This is a genomic window from Streptomyces sp. SID8374 (assembly GCF_009865135.1).
In the GTDB taxonomy this organism is placed as follows: domain Bacteria; phylum Actinomycetota; class Actinomycetes; order Streptomycetales; family Streptomycetaceae; genus Streptomyces.
In genome coordinates this window covers 1-16,783 of the sequence record NZ_WWGH01000004.1, presented here as the reverse complement: position 1 = coordinate 16,783, position 16,783 = coordinate 1, and the positions used below count along the sequence as shown (strand labels likewise).

At 70.1% G+C, this 16,783-nt stretch carries 16 protein-coding genes; 5 read left to right on the top strand and 11 right to left on the bottom strand.

The window, feature by feature from the left end; all coding sequences use genetic code 11:
- Window positions 1-41 precede the first annotated feature (41 nt).
- From GTY67_RS34030 to GTY67_RS33995, 8 genes are read right to left on the bottom strand one after another with little or no spacing between them, the layout of a single operon-like run.
- Complete coding sequence (locus GTY67_RS34030) at window positions 42-638, bottom strand: DUF4913 domain-containing protein (protein ID WP_161281700.1); 597 nt, start codon at window positions 636-638, stop codon at window positions 42-44.
- Entirely contained in the window at window positions 628-2,373 is a 1,746-nt protein-coding gene (locus tag GTY67_RS34025; RefSeq protein WP_161281699.1) for a type IV secretory system conjugative DNA transfer family protein, read from the bottom strand. Before GTY67_RS34025 ends, GTY67_RS34030 begins: the two co-directional genes overlap by 11 nt.
- On the bottom strand, window positions 2,370-3,965 hold the full coding sequence (locus GTY67_RS34020) for an ATP-binding protein (protein ID WP_161281698.1): 1,596 nt from the start codon (window positions 3,963-3,965) through the stop codon (window positions 2,370-2,372). Before GTY67_RS34020 ends, GTY67_RS34025 begins: the two co-directional genes overlap by 4 nt.
- Before the next feature lie 3 nt (window positions 3,966-3,968).
- Entirely contained in the window at window positions 3,969-5,420 is a 1,452-nt protein-coding gene (locus tag GTY67_RS34015) for an SCO6880 family protein (RefSeq protein WP_237503073.1), read from the bottom strand.
- Window positions 5,417-6,937, bottom strand: a complete 1,521-nt coding sequence (locus tag GTY67_RS34010) for a hypothetical protein (RefSeq protein ID WP_161281697.1) — start codon at window positions 6,935-6,937, stop codon at window positions 5,417-5,419. Before GTY67_RS34010 ends, GTY67_RS34015 begins: the two co-directional genes overlap by 4 nt.
- Window positions 6,934-7,731, bottom strand: coding sequence for a hypothetical protein (locus tag GTY67_RS34005; protein ID WP_161281696.1), 798 nt, complete (start codon window positions 7,729-7,731; stop codon window positions 6,934-6,936). The genes GTY67_RS34010 and GTY67_RS34005 overlap by 4 nt, the downstream gene beginning before the upstream one ends.
- Before the next feature lie 10 nt (window positions 7,732-7,741).
- The gene (locus GTY67_RS34000) at window positions 7,742-8,038 is read right to left on the bottom strand and encodes a hypothetical protein (protein WP_237503078.1); all 297 of its coding nucleotides are present in this window, start codon (window positions 8,036-8,038) and stop codon (window positions 7,742-7,744) included.
- A 2-nt stretch (window positions 8,039-8,040) separates the two neighbouring features.
- Window positions 8,041-8,406 carry a hypothetical protein gene (locus GTY67_RS33995; protein ID WP_161281695.1) on the bottom strand — a complete coding sequence of 122 codons (366 nt, stop codon included), beginning with the start codon at window positions 8,404-8,406 and terminating at the stop codon, window positions 8,041-8,043.
- A gap of 603 nt (window positions 8,407-9,009) precedes the next feature.
- Between GTY67_RS33995 and GTY67_RS33990 the strand changes: the two genes are divergently transcribed.
- A complete protein-coding gene (locus GTY67_RS33990) occupies window positions 9,010-10,074 on the top strand; it encodes a bifunctional lytic transglycosylase/C40 family peptidase (protein ID WP_161281694.1) in 1,065 nt (354 codons plus the stop codon).
- On the opposite strand, the gene GTY67_RS33985 is transcribed toward GTY67_RS33990, so the two are convergent.
- Both GTY67_RS33985 and GTY67_RS33980 read right to left on the bottom strand, forming a co-directional pair.
- Complete coding sequence (locus GTY67_RS33985; protein ID WP_161281693.1) at window positions 10,071-11,009, bottom strand: pentapeptide repeat-containing protein; 939 nt, start codon at window positions 11,007-11,009, stop codon at window positions 10,071-10,073. The two genes, GTY67_RS33990 and GTY67_RS33985, sit on opposite strands and share 4 nt — an antisense overlap.
- Window positions 11,010-11,073: 64 nt before the next feature.
- Complete coding sequence (locus tag GTY67_RS33980) at window positions 11,074-12,219, bottom strand: hypothetical protein (RefSeq protein WP_161281692.1); 1,146 nt, start codon at window positions 12,217-12,219, stop codon at window positions 11,074-11,076.
- 506 nt (window positions 12,220-12,725) lie between these two features.
- Between GTY67_RS33980 and GTY67_RS33975 the strand changes: the two genes are divergently transcribed.
- Together GTY67_RS33975 and GTY67_RS33970 are read left to right on the top strand one after the other, a co-directional pair.
- Window positions 12,726-12,923, top strand: a complete 198-nt coding sequence (locus tag GTY67_RS33975) for a hypothetical protein (protein ID WP_161281691.1) — start codon at window positions 12,726-12,728, stop codon at window positions 12,921-12,923.
- A gap of 1,270 nt (window positions 12,924-14,193) precedes the next feature.
- On the top strand, window positions 14,194-15,180 hold the full coding sequence (locus GTY67_RS33970) for a competence protein CoiA family protein (protein WP_161281690.1): 987 nt from the start codon (window positions 14,194-14,196) through the stop codon (window positions 15,178-15,180).
- Between the two features lie 123 nt (window positions 15,181-15,303).
- Here the strand turns inward: GTY67_RS33970 and GTY67_RS33965 are convergent, their stop codons facing one another.
- The gene (locus GTY67_RS33965; RefSeq protein ID WP_161281689.1) at window positions 15,304-15,567 is read right to left on the bottom strand and encodes a hypothetical protein; all 264 of its coding nucleotides are present in this window, start codon (window positions 15,565-15,567) and stop codon (window positions 15,304-15,306) included.
- Window positions 15,568-15,795: 228 nt separating this feature from the next.
- On the opposite strand from GTY67_RS33965, the gene GTY67_RS33960 reads away from it, so the two are divergent.
- Both GTY67_RS33960 and GTY67_RS33955 read left to right on the top strand, forming a co-directional pair.
- The gene (locus GTY67_RS33960; RefSeq protein ID WP_161281688.1) at window positions 15,796-16,137 is read left to right on the top strand and encodes a hypothetical protein; all 342 of its coding nucleotides are present in this window, start codon (window positions 15,796-15,798) and stop codon (window positions 16,135-16,137) included.
- Between the two features lie 59 nt (window positions 16,138-16,196).
- On the top strand, window positions 16,197-16,421 hold the full coding sequence (locus GTY67_RS33955; RefSeq protein ID WP_161281687.1) for a hypothetical protein: 225 nt from the start codon (window positions 16,197-16,199) through the stop codon (window positions 16,419-16,421).
- Window positions 16,422-16,783 lie beyond the last annotated feature (362 nt).

Sequence of the window (16,783 nt, the reverse complement as noted above, 5' to 3'; positions counted from 1 at the left end):
CCCGGCAGACAGAAGGGCCCGGCCTCAATGGCCGGGCCCTTTCATCGTGCGGTCTCTTCGCCTCCGTGACTCCAGGCGCTGGGAACCAGGCTGGGCAGGCGATGTTCGACCCTGTGGTCGCCCTTGGTGCAGCCCGCGAACGGTCCGGACGAACCGCGCAGTTCACGCAGGGCGGGATCAAGGTGATCACGGTGCCACACCGACGGTCCGGTGTATCCGCAGGTGGTCGGGTCGGTCAGTTCTTGCCAGGCCAGCCACACCGCGTGCAGGCGGGCGATGGCCACGCTGTGCTCGAACCACACATGGCACCACTTCGCGTCGGCCGACGGCTCACCGAGGTAGCCGGGGACGAGTACGCCCTCGACCCACTCGATCAGGCCTCGCAGCTCGTCGTCGTACTCCGGCGGGTCCAGCAGCAGGATGAACGGCGGATACTGCCACTCCGCCTCTTCGCCCTCGGCGCCCCCGCTGGCCGCCTCCTCGTCGGCGGAGGCCTCAACCGAGTCCGCGCTGTCGCCGCCGGTACGGGCCTCGACCAGAGCGGTCAGGCGGGCGAGCTGACTCTTGAGGTCCTCGATGTCCTCGAACATCCCGACCGGGACGTCCAAGTTCGGCGTCTCCTCGGGCTCATCGCTCATTGCGCGCCGCCTGCCTCTCCTCGTACGCGGCCACGGCCCGCTTGGTGATCTGGTACTCCTCGTCCCTCATCTGCGGGCCGATGCGCGCCAGGGCCTTCTCTCCGTACCAGGGGCGCAGCGTGATCTGCGCCACAGGCATGCCGGTGGACAGCAGCAGCGCGGTCCCCTTGCGCATAGCGCGGATCTCGGCGGGGTCGAGTACCTGCTCGCGCTGCTCGGACCAGCTGCGGCTGTGGCCGTCCTTGGACTTGGAGTACGAGCCGCGCTCGACATGGTGCGCGCCGACCAGCGCGCTCACGTCCTGGGCGAACTTCGCGTCGTCGCCGCCGGGGCCGATGATCTTCTTCGTGGCGGCGCCCCACATGCTGTCCATGCCGACCTCGCCCCACGCCTTCACGCCCTGCCGGTAGGACTGGAGGATGACGATCGGGGTGATGCCCCGGCTGCCGAGGTGGCTGTAGAGGTCGGGCAGGTCGGCGATTTTGCAGATGTTGGCGGCCTCGTCCAGCACGGCGCGCATCGGCTCGGGCAGGCGGCCGCCGTGGCGCTCGCCGGCTTCGGCGGCTGCGGTGAACACCGCGTCGGCGAGAGCGGCCACGACGGCCGACTCGACGCCGCCCTTCTTCGACAGCAGGTAGATGGTGTCCTTCGACAGGGCGAAGTGTTCCGGGTCGAAGCGCGGCAGGCGCTTGTCCGGGAGGACCCATTGCAGGACCCGCTCGTCGCGCAGGGCGCTCGTCGCCGTACGCGCATTCTGGTAGATCCCGCTCTGCGTCTCCTCGGCGATGTTGATCGAGGCTTCGACCTGCTCGGCGAGCACCGGCTCGTGCTGGTAGAGGATGCGCAGCGGTGCTTTCTCCTTGGTGTCGGCGAGCCACCTCATGACGTCGCGGACGGTGCCACCGTCGTGGTACGCGGCCCGGAAGAAGCCGACCAGAAGGTCTTGGGCGGCCTGGGACCAGAAGGGGTCGGCCTGCTCGCTGGTGATCTGCGCGACGAAGTGGCTGCTCAGGCGTACGGCGCCCTCCAGCGTCTCGGCCTGGGCGACCATGTCCCACCACATCTGGCGCTCGACCCGGGCAACGCCCTGGGTATCGAGCACCCAGGTCCGCCCCACCTCGGAGCGCAGTTCGAGCGTGGCTGCGTAGACGTCGGCCTTGTTGCTGGTCATGAGCAGGGCGCCGGGCGCCTCCGCGGCCACGGGGATCGCGATCGCGGTCGACTTGCCCGCGCGGGGCGCCATGATGGCGACGTACGTGTCCTCGTCCGACCCCCGCAGCTCGACGCCGGAGGGCATGTGGTCGCCCAGGAGCACGCCTCGGTCGCGGGCCGGAAGCTCTTTGGGCTTCGTGTCCTTGAGCGAGGCCCGCAGGCGGGTGGCGGTACGGGCAGCGTGTTTCGGCGTCAGCTCGCGCACCTGGTGCAGCGTGGCCAGGCTCGTCGGGTTGCGGAACCAGCGGATCGACCACCGCAGACCCCACACGATGAACACGAGGACGGCCAGGTCGGCCACGGTGGCACCGATCGTGGACGCGGTCTGCGAGTGCGGCCACGCCTGCGACCAGCCGGTCGCCATGCGGTACGCGTCCACCACGGACAGCGGGAAGGGCGCGATGTCGTCGCCGGTCACCAGCGCGCCGGCGGCGGCGCCGGACCACGTCGACAGCGACAGGGTCACGGCTCCGCCGAGAACGATCCCTCCGGCGGCCCACGCGCGGTCGTTGTCCGTCATCATGCGCTGACTCCCGTGGTGGTGGTGCGGCGGCGCTGGTTGGTGTCCGTCCGATACAGCCGCTGCTCGGTTGCGGTGAGTTCCAGGGACGCCGCGATGCCCGGCCGCGTACCGATCTTGATCAGGTATTTGCCGCGGCCCGGGTGCCGGGTCCCCTCGTCGTCCACGGCCGCAGGGCTGTCGTCCTCCGCGAACGTCGTGGGATCCAGGTCGAGCCCGGTGGACGTCGCCGAGCTCCACGAACCGATCATCATGCGCTCCTGCTCGGTGAGGCTGCGCTTGCCGGTGACCCGGCGCAGCTCCTCCTCCGAGGACGCCCCGATGACCCAGGTGTCGCATCGGTCCATCAGCCCGCGCGCCTTGGCCCGGTCCTGCTCGGTCGGCAGCGCCTCGACGTCGAGCAGGGAATGGGTGACGTAGATCGTCACGTCGTTCGTGGTCCGGTTCAGGCGGGAGATCGCGTCCATCGCGTCGACCAGGCCGGGGCCCGAGCGCAGAGCCCGCCACATCTCATCCATCGGCAGTACGAGGGAGCGGTCCATCAGGCCGATACTGCGGGCCGAGTCGATCGCGGAGTAGGTGTAGGCCCAGGTAGCGATCATGCCTGCGCTGACCACGTCGTTCCCGCGGGCCCGCAGAGCGGAGATATCGACGGAGACAGCGGGCGCGTTGATGTCGAGCGGAGTCGTGGTCGGCCCGTCGAACAAACCCCTAAGAGGTCCGCCGACGAGGTTGTCGAGCCCGGCGATCACGCTGCGGGTGAGATCCTGGTAACGGTCGCCCTCGGCCGCCAGCTTGGTCCGCAAGTCCTGCGGGGCCAGGCGCAGCACCTTCACCACGTCGGAGACGACCGGATCGCTGCCCGGCGTCTGTCCGGCGGACGCGATCTGCACGGCGGTATCCAGCGCGCTGCGCTCGATCTCGTCCGGCGCCCGGCCGAGCCCGTGCTTCGTGGACAGCAGCGCCAGCAGCGTTTCCAGGCGCCGCCCGTTGAGGACGTCGAGCAGGGCTTCCCGCTTCTCGACCGCCAGTGTGTGCAGGCGGCCCTTGAGCGGGCCGGAGTCCAGCGGGTTGAGACGGCCGATGCCGTCGCCGATCCGTACGACGGACCCGCCCAGCTCCTGCACGATCGCGCTGTACTCGCCCTTCACGTCGCCGGGGACGCACATCAGGTGCCCGTACGCGGAGTAGACCAGGCAGATCCGCTTCACCAGCGCGCTCTTGCCCGCGCCGGGCTGCGACATCACCCACACACCGGGGTTCGTGGTGAGCTTTCCCGTCCACCCGGCGGGATCCACGCACACCAGCTCGCCGGTCAGCACGTCCCGGCCCACCGGCACGCCGCGCGGCGGCAGCCCGCTGCCGAGGAGGAAGGGGTAGATGCCGCCGGCCTGCGAGGTGGGGCCGGTGTAGATGGTGCCGGTGTCCTCGACCGGAGCCCTGCCGCTGAAACGGCCGCCCCACCCCAGCCGTGGCGCGAACCGGTTCTTCGCCTTCTGCTCGGCCCGCCGCTCCTCGCGGCCAGCCTGCTGCTCGGCGGCCTGGACCATCCGTTTGGGACTGGTCACCGGGGCCTGCTTGGTCTTGCGTGCCATGGCTCAGTCCTTCACCAGCGGGTTGTAGCCGATCGGCAGCTGGGCGGCGAAGACCGCAGCACCTGCCCCGTACGCCTTACGCATCCGGATCCCGCGCGTGGCCTTGACCGCGCGGGCCAGTTCCTGCCGTGCTGTGGGCAGCTCGGCCGTGCTGCGGGCGGTCGTGGTCACCATCAGCGTCCAGTCCACGACCTGCGCCCCGCCGGCGACCTGCGCGGCCGCCTTCTCCGCGCGCTGGGCGTCCGCCCGCTGGCTGTACTTCGCCCGACCCTTGACCTCGGCGGTCGCCTGGGCCCGCTGGTGGGCGTGGCTGATCTCCCGCTCCAGCACCGCCTCACCCTCCATCGGATCGAGCACGCGGTAGAGGATGGTGATGCGCCGCTGGTAGCGGCCGGGCGCCAGCAGCGGCAGCAGCACGCTGTAGGGGATGGGCCGCCGGGGCATCTCCCGCAGCACCCAGCTGACCGAGATCCCGCCGTCGTGGCTGTACTCCTCCCACCCGTCGTCGGCGGCTTGCGGCCCGCACTCGGCCCACGACAGGTCCGCGAAGTCGGCGTCGCGGGCGTTGAATACCTCGGGGTCGTACGCGCTGCGGACGATGCGCCGCAGGTCGACATCGGTGGCCCGGCGCAGGATGTCGGTTCCGGTGCCGGACAGGTCGAGCCCGTCGATCACCCGCAGCGCCTCCGCGACCTGCTCCGCCAGATCCGCCGGCGGAGTCGCGGTCGCGTTCGGGTCGACCGTGACGCTCATCCAGGGAGCCACGCTCGCGGTCGCGTGCGGCGTCGTACGGACCAGGTCGTTGATCAACCGCTTGGCCAGCTGCGGAGCATTCGGATCCTGACGAGCCTTCACATCATCACCGAGCGCCTCTCCGGCTCCGGGGGTGATCTGGATGGTGACGCTCGCGCCCTTGATCTGCTCGTCCGTGCTCATCGCGGCCAGGACCGAGGACCAGCTGCGCAGACTGCTCTGCACCGCTCCGGTCGGCGCCATCAGACTGCCGCCGGGAGCCAGCAGCGTCGTGAGCGTCATGCGCCCCGTCGCCCGATCGTGGACGATCCCCACAGGCCGCCCGGTCGTCGGATCGGTCGCCTTGATCAAGGTCGAGCTGGCACCGACACCGGGCAGGTCCAGGGCGTAGGGGTGGGGCAGGAACAGCCGCCGGTAGGACGTGGCGTCGAACCGAGCGGCCCGACTCCAGGCCACCTTCGCCCACAGATACGACGCCGCGGACATGCCATGCCGGGTGGCGGCCGCCAGGGTAAACACCGCGAGGGTCACCGGCAAGGTGACCAGCAGAGACAGCGGCTGCTGCGTGGCCAGCAGGCCGTCGGCGGTGAGCACCCCGGCGGCAACCATCGTCCCGGCCTTCGAGAGGCCGCCGAAACCGAAGGAGCGCCGGGCCCGGAACCCGTCGACCATCAAGGCCTGGGGAACCTCATGTGAACTCAACTCGGCTCTCCTCCTCCTACTGCACCGCTCGCGCCCTGCACCGCGTCGTTGACGCCGTCCAGGACCTGGATGGTCGCCGCGACCGGCAGAGCCACAGCTGCCGCACCCCCGGCTCCGGCCGCCGCACCGCTCGTACCGGTCGTTCCGGCCGTCCCTTCGGTGAGGCCGCCCACGGCGCCTTCGGCACCGGGTACGCCGGGCCCACCAGGTCCAGCCTGGGCCGGGACGTTCGCCCCTGCCTCGTTGCGGGATGCCTGGGCCTGCGCGTCGCTCCCTTGGCCGCCGTCGTCGCCGCTGTCGCCGCCACCGCTCTGGCTGCCCATGGTCTGGCTGACCATCTGGGCGTGCGACACCGCGTCGGTCGGCCCTTCACCGCCCCCACCACCGCCACCGCTGCTGCTGCCGGCGTCGTCACCACCGGTCTTGCTGGCGAAGTAACCCGCGGCGCCCGCCAGGGCACCGGTCGCTCCGCCTGCGCTCATCCCGGCTCCGGCCGCCGCTCCGAACGGAGCGAAGATCTTGGTGAGCGGGCCGGGGGCCAGCACGGCGAGGAGAAGGGTGGCGCATCCGCGCAGCCACTCCGCCAGCGTCTGCGACTCCCCGAACTCCGCGAACCCGATACAGATGATGATCGCCACCGTCGGCTTGTAGGCGATGATGACGAGACCGGTGGTGATCAGGGACGGAGCCCACTTGCGCGTGGTGTCCCCGCCCGCGCGGCCGCCGCCGGCCACGGGCAGCAGCAGGCAGATGATCGGGATCGCGCTCTGCCGCAGAAAAATCATGATGAGCTGAATGCCGCCGATGATCAGCAGCACCAGAACCACGGTCCCCAGCGTGATGGGGTTGGCGACCCCGGTGGGCAGCAGGACACCGATGATGCGGTCGAAGGCCTTGGCGTCGTTGTCGAACGTCGCGTTGACGACCCCGGTGCTCAGCTTGTCACCGAGGACCAGGAGCAGGGCGAACATACTCACGCCGACGGTGGACAGGAAGATGTTCTCGATCCAGCCGGTCATCGCCCTGCCGGCGTGCTTGGCCTGCCCGGTCACGGCCATTTTCCCCAGCTGCCACATCACCCCGAACGCGGCGACCACCAGCCCGAGCCAGGTCATCATCCCCGCCAAAGTGGCATCACCGCCCCACAGCCCGGTGCCCTTCAGGTCGACGGAAGGGCCCAGCAGAGAGACGGTGAGGGTCTTCTTCAGGACCCATTTCGTGACGTCCTCGGCGCTCTTGATGACGTCTCCGAGGACGGAGTCCTTGACGGCCTTCCACGCCTCGTTGACCTTCGTCGCGCCCGCGTCACCGATCTTGTCGCACAGCGACGTACCGCCGATCAGCTCGGCGCCGGCGTCTATCGCTCCCAGCAGCGGCCCGGCGCCGATCCGGCAGGTCGCCTCGATCCCGCCGTCCACGATCCCGTCGGCTGCCGCGGGCTGCGCGGCGGACACCGACAGCCCCAGCACGGCCACCAAGACGAGCAGCAGCGAAGCCAGACGGCGCCTCAGCCTCACGACGCTTCCCGGATCGCCGTCCACCCGGCGCCGTTGAACCCGGCGTCGCCCGGCGCCGCCATCGTCGGCTCCGGCTGGCCCTGGGCAGCTTCCTGCGCACGCCGGGTGGCGGGCACCGACAGCTTCCAGTCCGTTCCCTGCCACTGCGCACCGATCAGGGTGCGGGAGAAGGATGCCTTCTCCTCGGCCGTCTCCCCGCCCTTCTGGACCACCCGGGACAACAGGAACACCCCGACCTCGTCCGCCGACTCCTTGACGACCTTGAAGCCGACCACGGTACTCCGTACGTACGCCCCCGCCGGCAGCGGCTGCCCCGGCGTCACACCCATGCTCCGGGCGATCGCCTTGTCGCTGTCGATCGCCGCCAGCTCGACCCGCTCGGCCGCGTCCGCGGACTGTTCCGCCTGCCCGATGTAGCCGTGGTACAGCCGCAGCTGCTCATCCACGTTGGTCCTCTCGCCCTCCACCGTGGTGGTGTTGGCGGCCGCCGCCATCGCGACCGCACCCTCGGTGGTGTGCGGGAAGGCGACCTCACTGCCGCGCTCGTCGGTGCGCTTCCCCCGCGGAAGCGCCACCCACCGCTCCGGCTCGGTCCAGTCCTCCGGAGCCGCGTACGACTCCGAGGGCCCCGGATCCGCGCTCGCCGACGAGCTGGCCCCGGCCTTGCCCGCCGTGTCCCCGCCGTCACCGTCCCCGCTGAACAGGGCGTACCCCGACAGTGCGAGTACAGCCGCCAGGGCGGCGCCGGCGAACCAGATCCCCTTGCTGTTCCACGTGCTCCTGGTGCGTCCCATGGCTGCCCCCTCAGGCGGCGATGCTGTTGAGGATGGCGATCAGAGAGGTGGACAGCAGGATCGCGGCGACCCCTCCGCCCATCCATTTGAAGGGCTCGGAGCCGCCTCCGTTGCGCGACTTGTCCGCCACCGCCAGCTTGTAGACCCCGAAGCCGACCCCGCCCACTCCGGCCAGGATCAGCAGCCACAGGCCGTATCCGAAGACCTCGGAGACCGTGCCGCCCATTCCGGGGATCGGCGTGGGCTTGGCTCCCGGGATCAGGTCAGCAGCCAGGTACATCTCCGCACCAAGTCGCTCCAGCGCCATGGTCACTTCCCCTCCATCGTGCGCCGCAGCTTCTGCGCTGCGACCTGGACGTCCTTGTATTCCAGGGCCTCTTCAGCCCCCTTAACCGCCCGCAGGACCGGCAGATACGGCACCCTCGCCACTCCGGCCAGGCGGCTTTCCAGCGCGCGGAGGACGTAGCGGGCGTCCTGCACGGCGCGCGGCGGGGCATCAGCCACCAGGACGAGCCACGGCCGGGGCAGCGGACCCCACCGCAACAGGGTCTCCTGCACCCGGACCGCCGCGTACAGGGTCGTGTCCGCGACCAGCACCGGGGCGACCCCGTACGGGACCTGTTCGCCCGGCGCGAGAATCCGGGCACGGGCACCGTCGGCACCGTCATCGAGCATCCGAGCGACCGTCGCTACTGCAATGCCATTACCGTCTACCGGCATCAGCGCATACCGGAGTACAACGTGCTCCGCACTGACCGGCGTTGATGCCACCGGCTGGGTGGTCATGCCGCAACTCCCCCTGAGATATTCCCCTTAGCCACGATATTGGGATCGTGGGACGACTGAGGTTAGCGTGAACCTCCGACACCGCCCGAGGCGTTTCCGAGGTGACGGGAGGTCAGGCCGCAGATGCAGCCCTACAGCAATACGGAAATCGGCGGGGCGCACCAGCGAAGCAGGAGGCATTTCAAGACATTGGCCGGATCTCCACCAGTGCGGGCGGCGCTCTCCACCGCGTCAGCATCTGTCCTCATCAGCCACACCCCCGAGTCGCCAACGGTCCCCGCGAACCACTGCACAGAGCCGCCGGTTCGGCGTTTCGCCGAGCGAAGCCGCTCCCCGCGAGACCGAAAGCCGACTCTACGTCAACCCCGTCCCGAGCTACGGCCCGGGCCGGTACGCAATAGGGGCGCACACCCTGACCAGACCGTGATCTAGTACGCCAGAAAGTCACACAACCGGCGCGGGGCAGAACAGAAAAACACGGGGGGATAGCACGTGAAGGTGATCATCGGAGCCGTCGCAGGCGCCATAGGCCTCATCCTGCTGATCGTCATCGGCATCGCGGTCCTCGTCATCGACGACGAATCCTCGACCATGGACGCGACCAACGGCGGCAGCGGATTGCAGGGTGTCCCCGCAGAGTTCCGCGAGTGGATTCTGAAGGCGGATGCCGACTGCAAAGAACCCGCGATGACTCCGGCCCTGCTCGCCGCGCAGCTCTACCAGGAGTCCAAGTTCAAGACCTCGATCGCCGAGGCCACCAGCAGCGTCGGCGCGCAAGGACCCGCACAGTTCATGCCCGGCACCTGGGCGACCTGGGGCCGCGACGCCGACGGCAACGGCCGCAACTCCCCGTGGGACATCGGCGACGCCGTCATGGCGCAGGGCCGCATGATGTGTTCCCTGCTCCGCCAGGCCGCCACCTCCGGCTACCCCGGCGGTCCCCGCGCGCTCGCGCTCGCCGGCTACAACGCCGGATGGGGCCGCGTCCAGCAGTACCGCGGCGTCCCCCCGGAGAGCTTCGCGAACGGCGAGACGTACAACTACGTACGTCTGATCCTCTCCACCATGACCCGCTTCCAGGGCCCGGCCCTGGTCCCCGTCGCCTTCACCGGCACCGGGACCGGCCCCGACGCCCTGCGCAAGGCCTCCACCCGCCTCGGCACCCCGTACGCCTACGGCGGCGGCAGCCCCTCCGGACCCTCCACCGGATTCTGCGACGGTCTCAACGGCTACCAGAACGGACGCTGCGCCGCCTCCACCACCACCGGCTTCGACTGCTCCTCGCTCACCCAGTACGCCTACTGGCCCTCCGTCAAGCTCCCCCGTACCGCCGCCGCCCAGTACGGCGCCACCTCCGACCGCCCCGTCTCCCGCAGCGACCTCAAACCGGGCGACCTGCTCTTCTGGTCCAACAGCAGCGGCTTCATCTATCACGTCGGCCTGTACGCAGGAGAAGGCCGAGTCCTCCACGCACCCCGCACCGGCAAGACGGTCGAGCTCGTCCCCCTGGCCTCTGCCATGCCGGAACGCGACTACCTTGGCGCCACCCGCCCCTAGCCCTCCTCCGACGCCCCACTTGGGTGCATCATTCGCTGCACGGCCGGGTCCGTCGCGAGCCCTTCGGGCATTTTGGTGCTCATGTCCACGATGGTCCACATCAATTCAGTCACCCTTACCTCGGCGTCCTCGTAACCCACCAGCCGTGCACCTCGAAGATCAGTGTCCATGAAGTACGCATGGGCGAGCTTCGCGCCAGCAAGATCAGCCCTACGCAGGTCCGCCCCCATCAGGCTTGCAGCGGTGAAATCGACCCTCTGAAAGAGGGCCCGTTCAAACCGTCCATTCGACAGATCGCATGCGCGCAGAGACGTGTAGTTGAGGTTGATCGGGTCTTTCTCTTCACGGGGAGGCCGACGCCCCAGGGCGGTGACCGCCGCCTGGACATCGTCCGTAACGTCCGGCAGCACTCCTTCGGGATCCCGCGCCTCCCATCTATCCGGGATGGACACGTGCTGCCGTACGAAGGAGGCGAGGACCTGGACCACCGTCGGATGGTCCTTCGCCGAGTCGTTCATGATGCGCTCAAGGGCGTAAATGCCACCGAGGCGCTCTGTCAGCCCGTCCGGTCCGCTCGCCGCCAGAAGCTTGATCGCTTCGACGTACCGGTCGGTGATCTGGCCCTCGCGGGTCAGGTCCGCCTGCTCGCGGTCCTTTGTACGGGTGTGCTCCAGCAGCTCCAGCGCGGTCCTGTGGCTGCGGTGCGTGTAGACCAAGCCGACGGCGGCGGTGACCGCGACGCCCACGGCTACGAGGACGGTCCGGAAGCCCGTGATGACCACCCCGTCGGCAGGCTCCAGATCCTTCGTCCGCAGGTGGGCTCCGTCGAACCACCACGGGCCCCTCCAGAGCAGCAACACGAATATGCCAAGGAGCGCCAGAGACAGCAGCGCTAACAGGACGGTACTCAGGATCGGCGTCTTCTTCGTCGTCATGCCCGCAGTATCGCGCGAGCCCGTCACAGCAGTTGACCGCTGTGACGGGCGCCCACAACCGGTGCTACCGGGTCTTGCCTCGTGCCGGCGCCGGACCGGTCTCACGGTGCGCGGCGCCCCCCGACGACGCCGGTGCGGCGCCCTTGGCCGTGGGCGCCTTAGTAGGTCCCACGCTCGGCGACGACGATCTGGCCGCCGATGTGCTGATCTTCACCCGTGACGCCTCCGGGCCCTCTCCCAACGGACGGGTCAGGGCGTCGGCGGTGGCCTTCACCAAACGGGTTCCCACAGCTCCCGCGCCCGTCTCCCACGAGGTGTCCTTCATCAGGCGGGCGAGGTGGTCCTTCACCGGCTCGCCTCTCTTCTCCATCTCCGCCATCCGCAGGGACACCAGCGGCCACTGCCTGGCGCTCACCAGGAGGTCGGCCTCCCGCTCCCGCCCCGGCATCGCCTCACGCACCAGCCGCACGTTGCGTACGTTCGCGTCCCGGATGCCGAGCTGCACCAGGGCCTTCCCCCGGTTCTCCAGGTTGAGGTTCTTCGGGACGTCCAGCCCGGCCGTCAGCGGACCGTACGAGAGCAGCGCATCCCGGCTCGTCGTCGGCGCCTCCGGCGTACCAAGGACCTTTGCCACCGCCCGGTCGACGCCGAGCCCTTCCTCGTGGGCGGCGCTGAGCACTCCGCGTACGTCGACACCCTTCTCATCCAGCTTCGCCATGGTCGCCGCCATGCCGGGCCAGGCCGGAGACGACAAGATCGCCTCCCGCACCGGGCCCGTAGGCAGCGTCTCGCGCAGCAGGTTCTCCCACTTCTCGGTGCCCTCGCGTGCTACCTGGGCGGCGTTCGCGGCAACCGCGTCCCGTACGGTCACCGTGATCTCCGCGACGCGCGGCAGCAACGCCTCCAGGTCCACCCCGGCGGTGCTCAGCGCCATCAGCTGCTGGGCGAGCTGCGGCCAGTCCGCACCGTTCAGCAGCGCCGTACCGATGTCCGGCGACAGGAACTTCTTCACCTTCTCGGCGGCCTCGGACGACGCCTTCTCCGCCGGCGGCAGCTCCTCCTCCTTGCCCGCCGCCTTCTGCTGCTGGCGACGCACCGCATCAGCGATGGCCATCATCAGCCGGAACGCCATCACGGATGTCTGCACCGCCTCGGCGGCGGCCGCCGTGAAGGCCTCTCCCGCCTGCTCCTCGGGTGATGGTGTTGCCATGTCCCGCTCCCCTCGCTATCGGGACCGCCTCGGTCCCATGCGCTGCTCGTCGCCCGGCGGTCGACGCGGCCCAGGCGCCGCCGCCTTACGGACCGCACCGGTACGGTCGGCGCCTCCCGTAGTCGTCGGCGACGGGCAAGTACGGCGCCGACAACTGGTGGCGCTGCCATCCCTCAAGGCGCCATGTAAGCACCTCGGCCACCGAGTCCGCTGAGCCCAACTCCCGGCGCGCGGCCACCGTAGCCAGAACATCGACCGGATCCTGCCCCGCCCGTTCCACCGTCACCAGGTGCTTGCGCAGAGCGGGCCACGCCGGGGCTGCGAGCGCTGCGGCCGCGACCTGGCGAACTGTCCGCTGGAGCGTCTCGCGGACCGGCTTTGAGTCCGAAGCCGGAGCTGACCGCCATGCGCGTCAGGCCATGAATCGTCCGGGGGAACGGTCATTGGAGCCGTACGCAATTCGCGGACAGAGCCCGCCCGGACTTCGGTCCGGACAGCCGTCTCCCATGGAGATCCGCGCCCCTGCCCTGCCGAACGTCTCTCCCCACCCCCACACCCCCAGCGAGATGGCCGTACTGGAGACCGCCGCATCCTTGGTCTCCCGCTGCCCGGTGCAGCTCGGTGAGGTAATCCGGGCCGTGGACGAGAGCGAACTGCGGCTGATTCTGCAGGCCCTGGGCGAGGCCGCGCACCGCGAGGGTTGACCCGCTCCCGCCGTACGGCAATGGTGCTGGATACGGGGTGGATACGGCTGTGAGCAGCGGATATCCACCCCGGCAGCCGGTCTCGTACGTACTTATTTATGTACGTACCCACGTACGTGGGTACGTGGGTTGGCCGGTGCCCGCCGGTCTCGTCACGCCGGGCGGCGGTGGCGGGACGCGTGGCGACCAGCGGATCCTTCACGGGCAGCGGCCGCACCTGCAGGGGACTGCCGGGCGCCGGGGCGGCTCCGCCGCGCGGCAGCAGGAGCATCTCCTCGGCGACGCCGCTGATCCAGCCTTCCGGGCCGGGCCGCCCCCGGAGCTGGCGTACGACCGGCTCCGTCCCCAGGTAGAGGACCCGGCGTCCGGCCTGGCGGTACGCGCGCAGGATCGTACGCAGCGCGGCCGCCGGCTTCGGCGTGAGCTCCACCTCGACGGCGACCAGGCGGCCGTCGGGCAGCACCACCACCAGGTCCGGCCAGCGCACCGCCCGGGCCCCGGCCGGGACGGCGAGCAGATTCCCTCGCCAGGCCCCCGTAGGCAGATGGAGCACGCCGAACTCCGCCAGGAGCTTCGGCCGTGCGCACCTCCCGTTCCGTGAGGACCGTGCGCCCGGTCGCCTCCATGCCGATCCCGACGTCGGCGAGGGCCAGGCGGTGCAGCAGCCGCTCTCCCGGACGGTTCGGCGCCGACAGGCCGGTGCCGGCGATCTGCGCGCCGCGCTCGGTGGTCCACACCACGGTGCCCGCCCACCGGGCTTCCGCGGTGCGGTGCAGCAGCCCGGCCTCCGCCATGAGCCGGACCCGCAGCCGGGCGGCCTCGATCCGTCCGCCCCAGCACGCGGCTGCGGCCTGGTGAAGTGTCAGCGTGCTGTATCGGGTGGCCAGTCGAAGCAGCTGCTCGTTGGCCTCGGTGCGCTGCCACCCGTCGCCCCAGGCCTCGCCCGTGCCGCGCACCCGTCGCCGACGTTCCGCCCGCTCCCGGTACGTCTCCGTCCCCGGCTTCACCTTCGCCTCCACTGCCCTTCCCTCTCCCTCTACTTGGCGCACGGCCACCCGGTTCGTGGTGACGTGAAAGGGAGCCTGACCTGCGAAGAGGACACCGGCGGCCACGGCAGTCGTCCACCACCCGATGGAGGACCTGGTGAAGGACCCGCTGGTGCAGCAAGGCGGCGAACACCTGCCGGGCTGGCATGTCTTGCGGGGCGGCGGGTTTCCCCGGCCTCCGTAAACGGCAGCAACCGGGGGAGAGCGAGGGGGAGGGGCGCAGCGTGCAGGACGACTTACTGGTGGTGGGGTTCGACCTGGAGACGCGTCGGGAGGTACATGTCTCGGAGCGGGCGCCGGAGCACTGGAAGCGGCTCGGGTACGGCGGGACGGGTCAGCTGGTGTGCTTCTACTGCTTCCACGGGTTCGAGGCCCCGGCGGGTACCCGGGTGCCGCTGGTGACGCGGGGGCGGTTGGGCGGGAAGGTCCGCCGGCACTTCGCGCACCCGCCCGGGCAGGCGCCGACCGGTGGCCACGGACCGGAGACGGTCTGGCACATCACGACCAAGCACCTCCTGGCGGCCTGGGCCTGGTCCCGGCCCGGGGTGGACCGGGTGAGGCTGGAGCAGTGGACGGAGGACCGCGACCGGCGAGCCGACGTCGAGGTGCTGCTGCGGGACGGCACGAAGATCGCGCTGGAGGCGCAGCGCAAGCTCATGACGGACGAGGGGTGGCGGGCCCGTCACCGGGACTACGCGCGCCAGGGCATCGTCGACGTCTGGTTCTGGCGGCCGCGGGTGCACTTCCCGCACATCGTGCTCGACGAGGGCCTGCCGGTGTGGTTCTACTCCGTCTCGAAGCGGGAGGCGGCGACGTCGCTGGGGCGGCCGCACGCGCGTGTGCACCAGTGGTGGCAGGCGCCGGACCTGGCGGTGTTCGGGCTGCACCACCCGCCGTGCGCCCTGGATGAGCTGGAGCGGGTGACGATGCCGCTCGGCACGCTGGGGCTGGGGCCGGGCGGTGCGGTGCTGCCGGAGGACCTGCGGAGGCGGTTGCTCGACTCCCAGCGGGAGACACGGGAGGAGGCGAAGCGGTGGAAGGACAGTGAGGCCCGGTACCTGCGGGCGGTCCGCGAGTCTCAGGAACGAGCGGCCAGGGCGCCGGCTCCTGCGCCTCTGCCGCCGGTGCCAGCGGGGGGTCTGCGATGCGAGGTGTGCCGCCGTCCGCTGGACCCGCTGCTGGCGAGGGCCCGGCGGCACATCCTGTGCTGAAACGCACGGACCTCTGATTGGGCCCGTTGGGTCTAACAGCCCCAACCAGGGCTGACCAGCCGTCGGCATGGAGGGCGTCGAGCCTGGCCCGCAACGGGGGCCGCGCTCCGGCCTCCACCGCGACTACGCAACGGTGCGCCGGATCGCGGGCGCCGCGTGTCGCTGCGCGGCCGCTCGGGCCGCTTCCTTGAGTTCCATCCGAGCCCGGGGCGTTCCCGCCGGGGTCCCCCAGTACAGGTGGGCAGCGATACGGCGCGACAACTCCTGCAGGCGAGACCGTCCCGCAGTCGGGCTCTGATTCGCCGACGCGGTGGCGAGCTGGCTGTACGTGACGTACCAGGCGGTCTGGTCCTCCATGAGGTCGCGCGGGAAGGAAGTGGCGTCCATGCATGCGATTAGATCGCATGTTCGATTTTTTGACCAAAGGGGCCGGTCCTGCCGAAGCGGCCTCCGCGCTTCGCGGGACCTGTCGGGGGCATTGCGGCCCGTGAGCCCTGACGGCCTTGCCCACCAGATGTGCATGTTGAGCCACGAGGAACCGAAAGCGGACTTCCGGCACCCGATACGGAGCGACACACTTGGATCACTTTCAGCAACAACCCAGGGAGCGGGAGCATGCTCAAGACGTGGCGCGAGGAGTACCGGGCCAACCAGGCCGCCCGGCGGCGGATCGAGCTGGAGCAGTGGGAGCAGGAGAAGCGGTGGCGTGAGGAGGACCGGGCCGCCCGGCAGAAAGCGGTCGCGGAGAACGCCGTCGACCTGGCCGTGCACAACGCGAACGTGAAGGCGGCCGCCAGCGTCTCCTATCTGACCCTGGTCTGCCATGAGGACACCTGGACCTTCATGGCCACCCGCGCCTTCGGCCAGTGGGAAGCCCGAGTGGACCCAAAGCGTCAAACCTCCCCTCACCGCCTCCTGGGCGCCGACATGGGCCGAACAGACGAACTTCACCGTTGACCCGAACCTGCCGGAAGGGACGGATCAAGAAGCTCCCCAGCGGCACGGCCAGGACCGGGATGCAGCAGGTACTTCTCTCCGGCCACAACCTGACTCAGCTTCTGAGCTCGCTGCATGAGGGAGCGAAGGAGGAGGACGTCGCGGCCTCCGCCCGGTGCAGCCGGCTCTACAACAAGCTGGTCGAGTTCGTGAACCTGATCGACCCGGACGCCGAGCCGGCCAGACGACCGGCGTCACGTACCCGGATCGACGACAGCCTGGATGCCACGCACGTCAAGCTGTGATCAGCAAGCCAAGCTCTGACGTACCGCCGACGGGCACAAAGGGCCCCAGTAGTTACCGGCCGCCGCTACGCTCGGTGGTCACGGCGGGCGTCAGCCCGCCGTGACCACCACATGTCCGCAGAGAGCAGGACCATGACCACACCCGCCGTCGTTTCCGCCGCTCCAGAGGCAGCGATGCCACTCAGCGCGCTCTGGTGGGCCGGATGCTCGCCGAACCCGGTTCGATTCCCGAGGCGGCGGCCGCCCTGTGCCGGAGGACCTACCCGGCCCGCTCGCCATCGTCTACACCTCGCCTCGCGGTGCACGCGGCGGGCAGCCGGTCGACCCGATCGCCGTTGGCGTGCACCTGCACCGGCGGGGCC

What these genes read in the sequence shown, in the direction of transcription:
- GTY67_RS34020 (WP_161281698.1), bottom strand. Translation starts at nt 3,965, where the DNA reads ATGGCACGCAAGACCAAGCAGGCCCCGGTGACCAGTCCCAAACGGATG.
- GTY67_RS34030 (WP_161281700.1), bottom strand. Translation starts at nt 638, where the DNA reads ATGAGCGATGAGCCCGAGGAGACGCCGAACTTGGACGTCCCGGTCGGG.
- GTY67_RS34025 (WP_161281699.1), bottom strand. Translation starts at nt 2,373, where the DNA reads ATGATGACGGACAACGACCGCGCGTGGGCCGCCGGAGGGATCGTTCTC.
- GTY67_RS33960 (WP_161281688.1), top strand. Translation starts at nt 15,796, where the DNA reads ATGCTCAAGACGTGGCGCGAGGAGTACCGGGCCAACCAGGCCGCCCGG.
- GTY67_RS33980 (WP_161281692.1), bottom strand. Translation starts at nt 12,219, where the DNA reads ATGGCAACACCATCACCCGAGGAGCAGGCGGGAGAGGCCTTCACGGCG.
- GTY67_RS33995 (WP_161281695.1), bottom strand. Translation starts at nt 8,406, where the DNA reads ATGCTCGATGACGGTGCCGACGGTGCCCGTGCCCGGATTCTCGCGCCG.
- GTY67_RS33985 (WP_161281693.1), bottom strand. Translation starts at nt 11,009, where the DNA reads ATGACGACGAAGAAGACGCCGATCCTGAGTACCGTCCTGTTAGCGCTG.
- GTY67_RS33975 (WP_161281691.1), top strand. Translation starts at nt 12,726, where the DNA reads ATGGAGATCCGCGCCCCTGCCCTGCCGAACGTCTCTCCCCACCCCCAC.
- GTY67_RS33955 (WP_161281687.1), top strand. Translation starts at nt 16,197, where the DNA reads ATGCAGCAGGTACTTCTCTCCGGCCACAACCTGACTCAGCTTCTGAGC.
- GTY67_RS34000 (WP_237503078.1), bottom strand. Translation starts at nt 8,038, where the DNA reads ATGGCGCTGGAGCGACTTGGTGCGGAGATGTACCTGGCTGCTGACCTG.
- GTY67_RS34005 (WP_161281696.1), bottom strand. Translation starts at nt 7,731, where the DNA reads ATGGGACGCACCAGGAGCACGTGGAACAGCAAGGGGATCTGGTTCGCC.
- GTY67_RS33965 (WP_161281689.1), bottom strand. Translation starts at nt 15,567, where the DNA reads ATGGACGCCACTTCCTTCCCGCGCGACCTCATGGAGGACCAGACCGCC.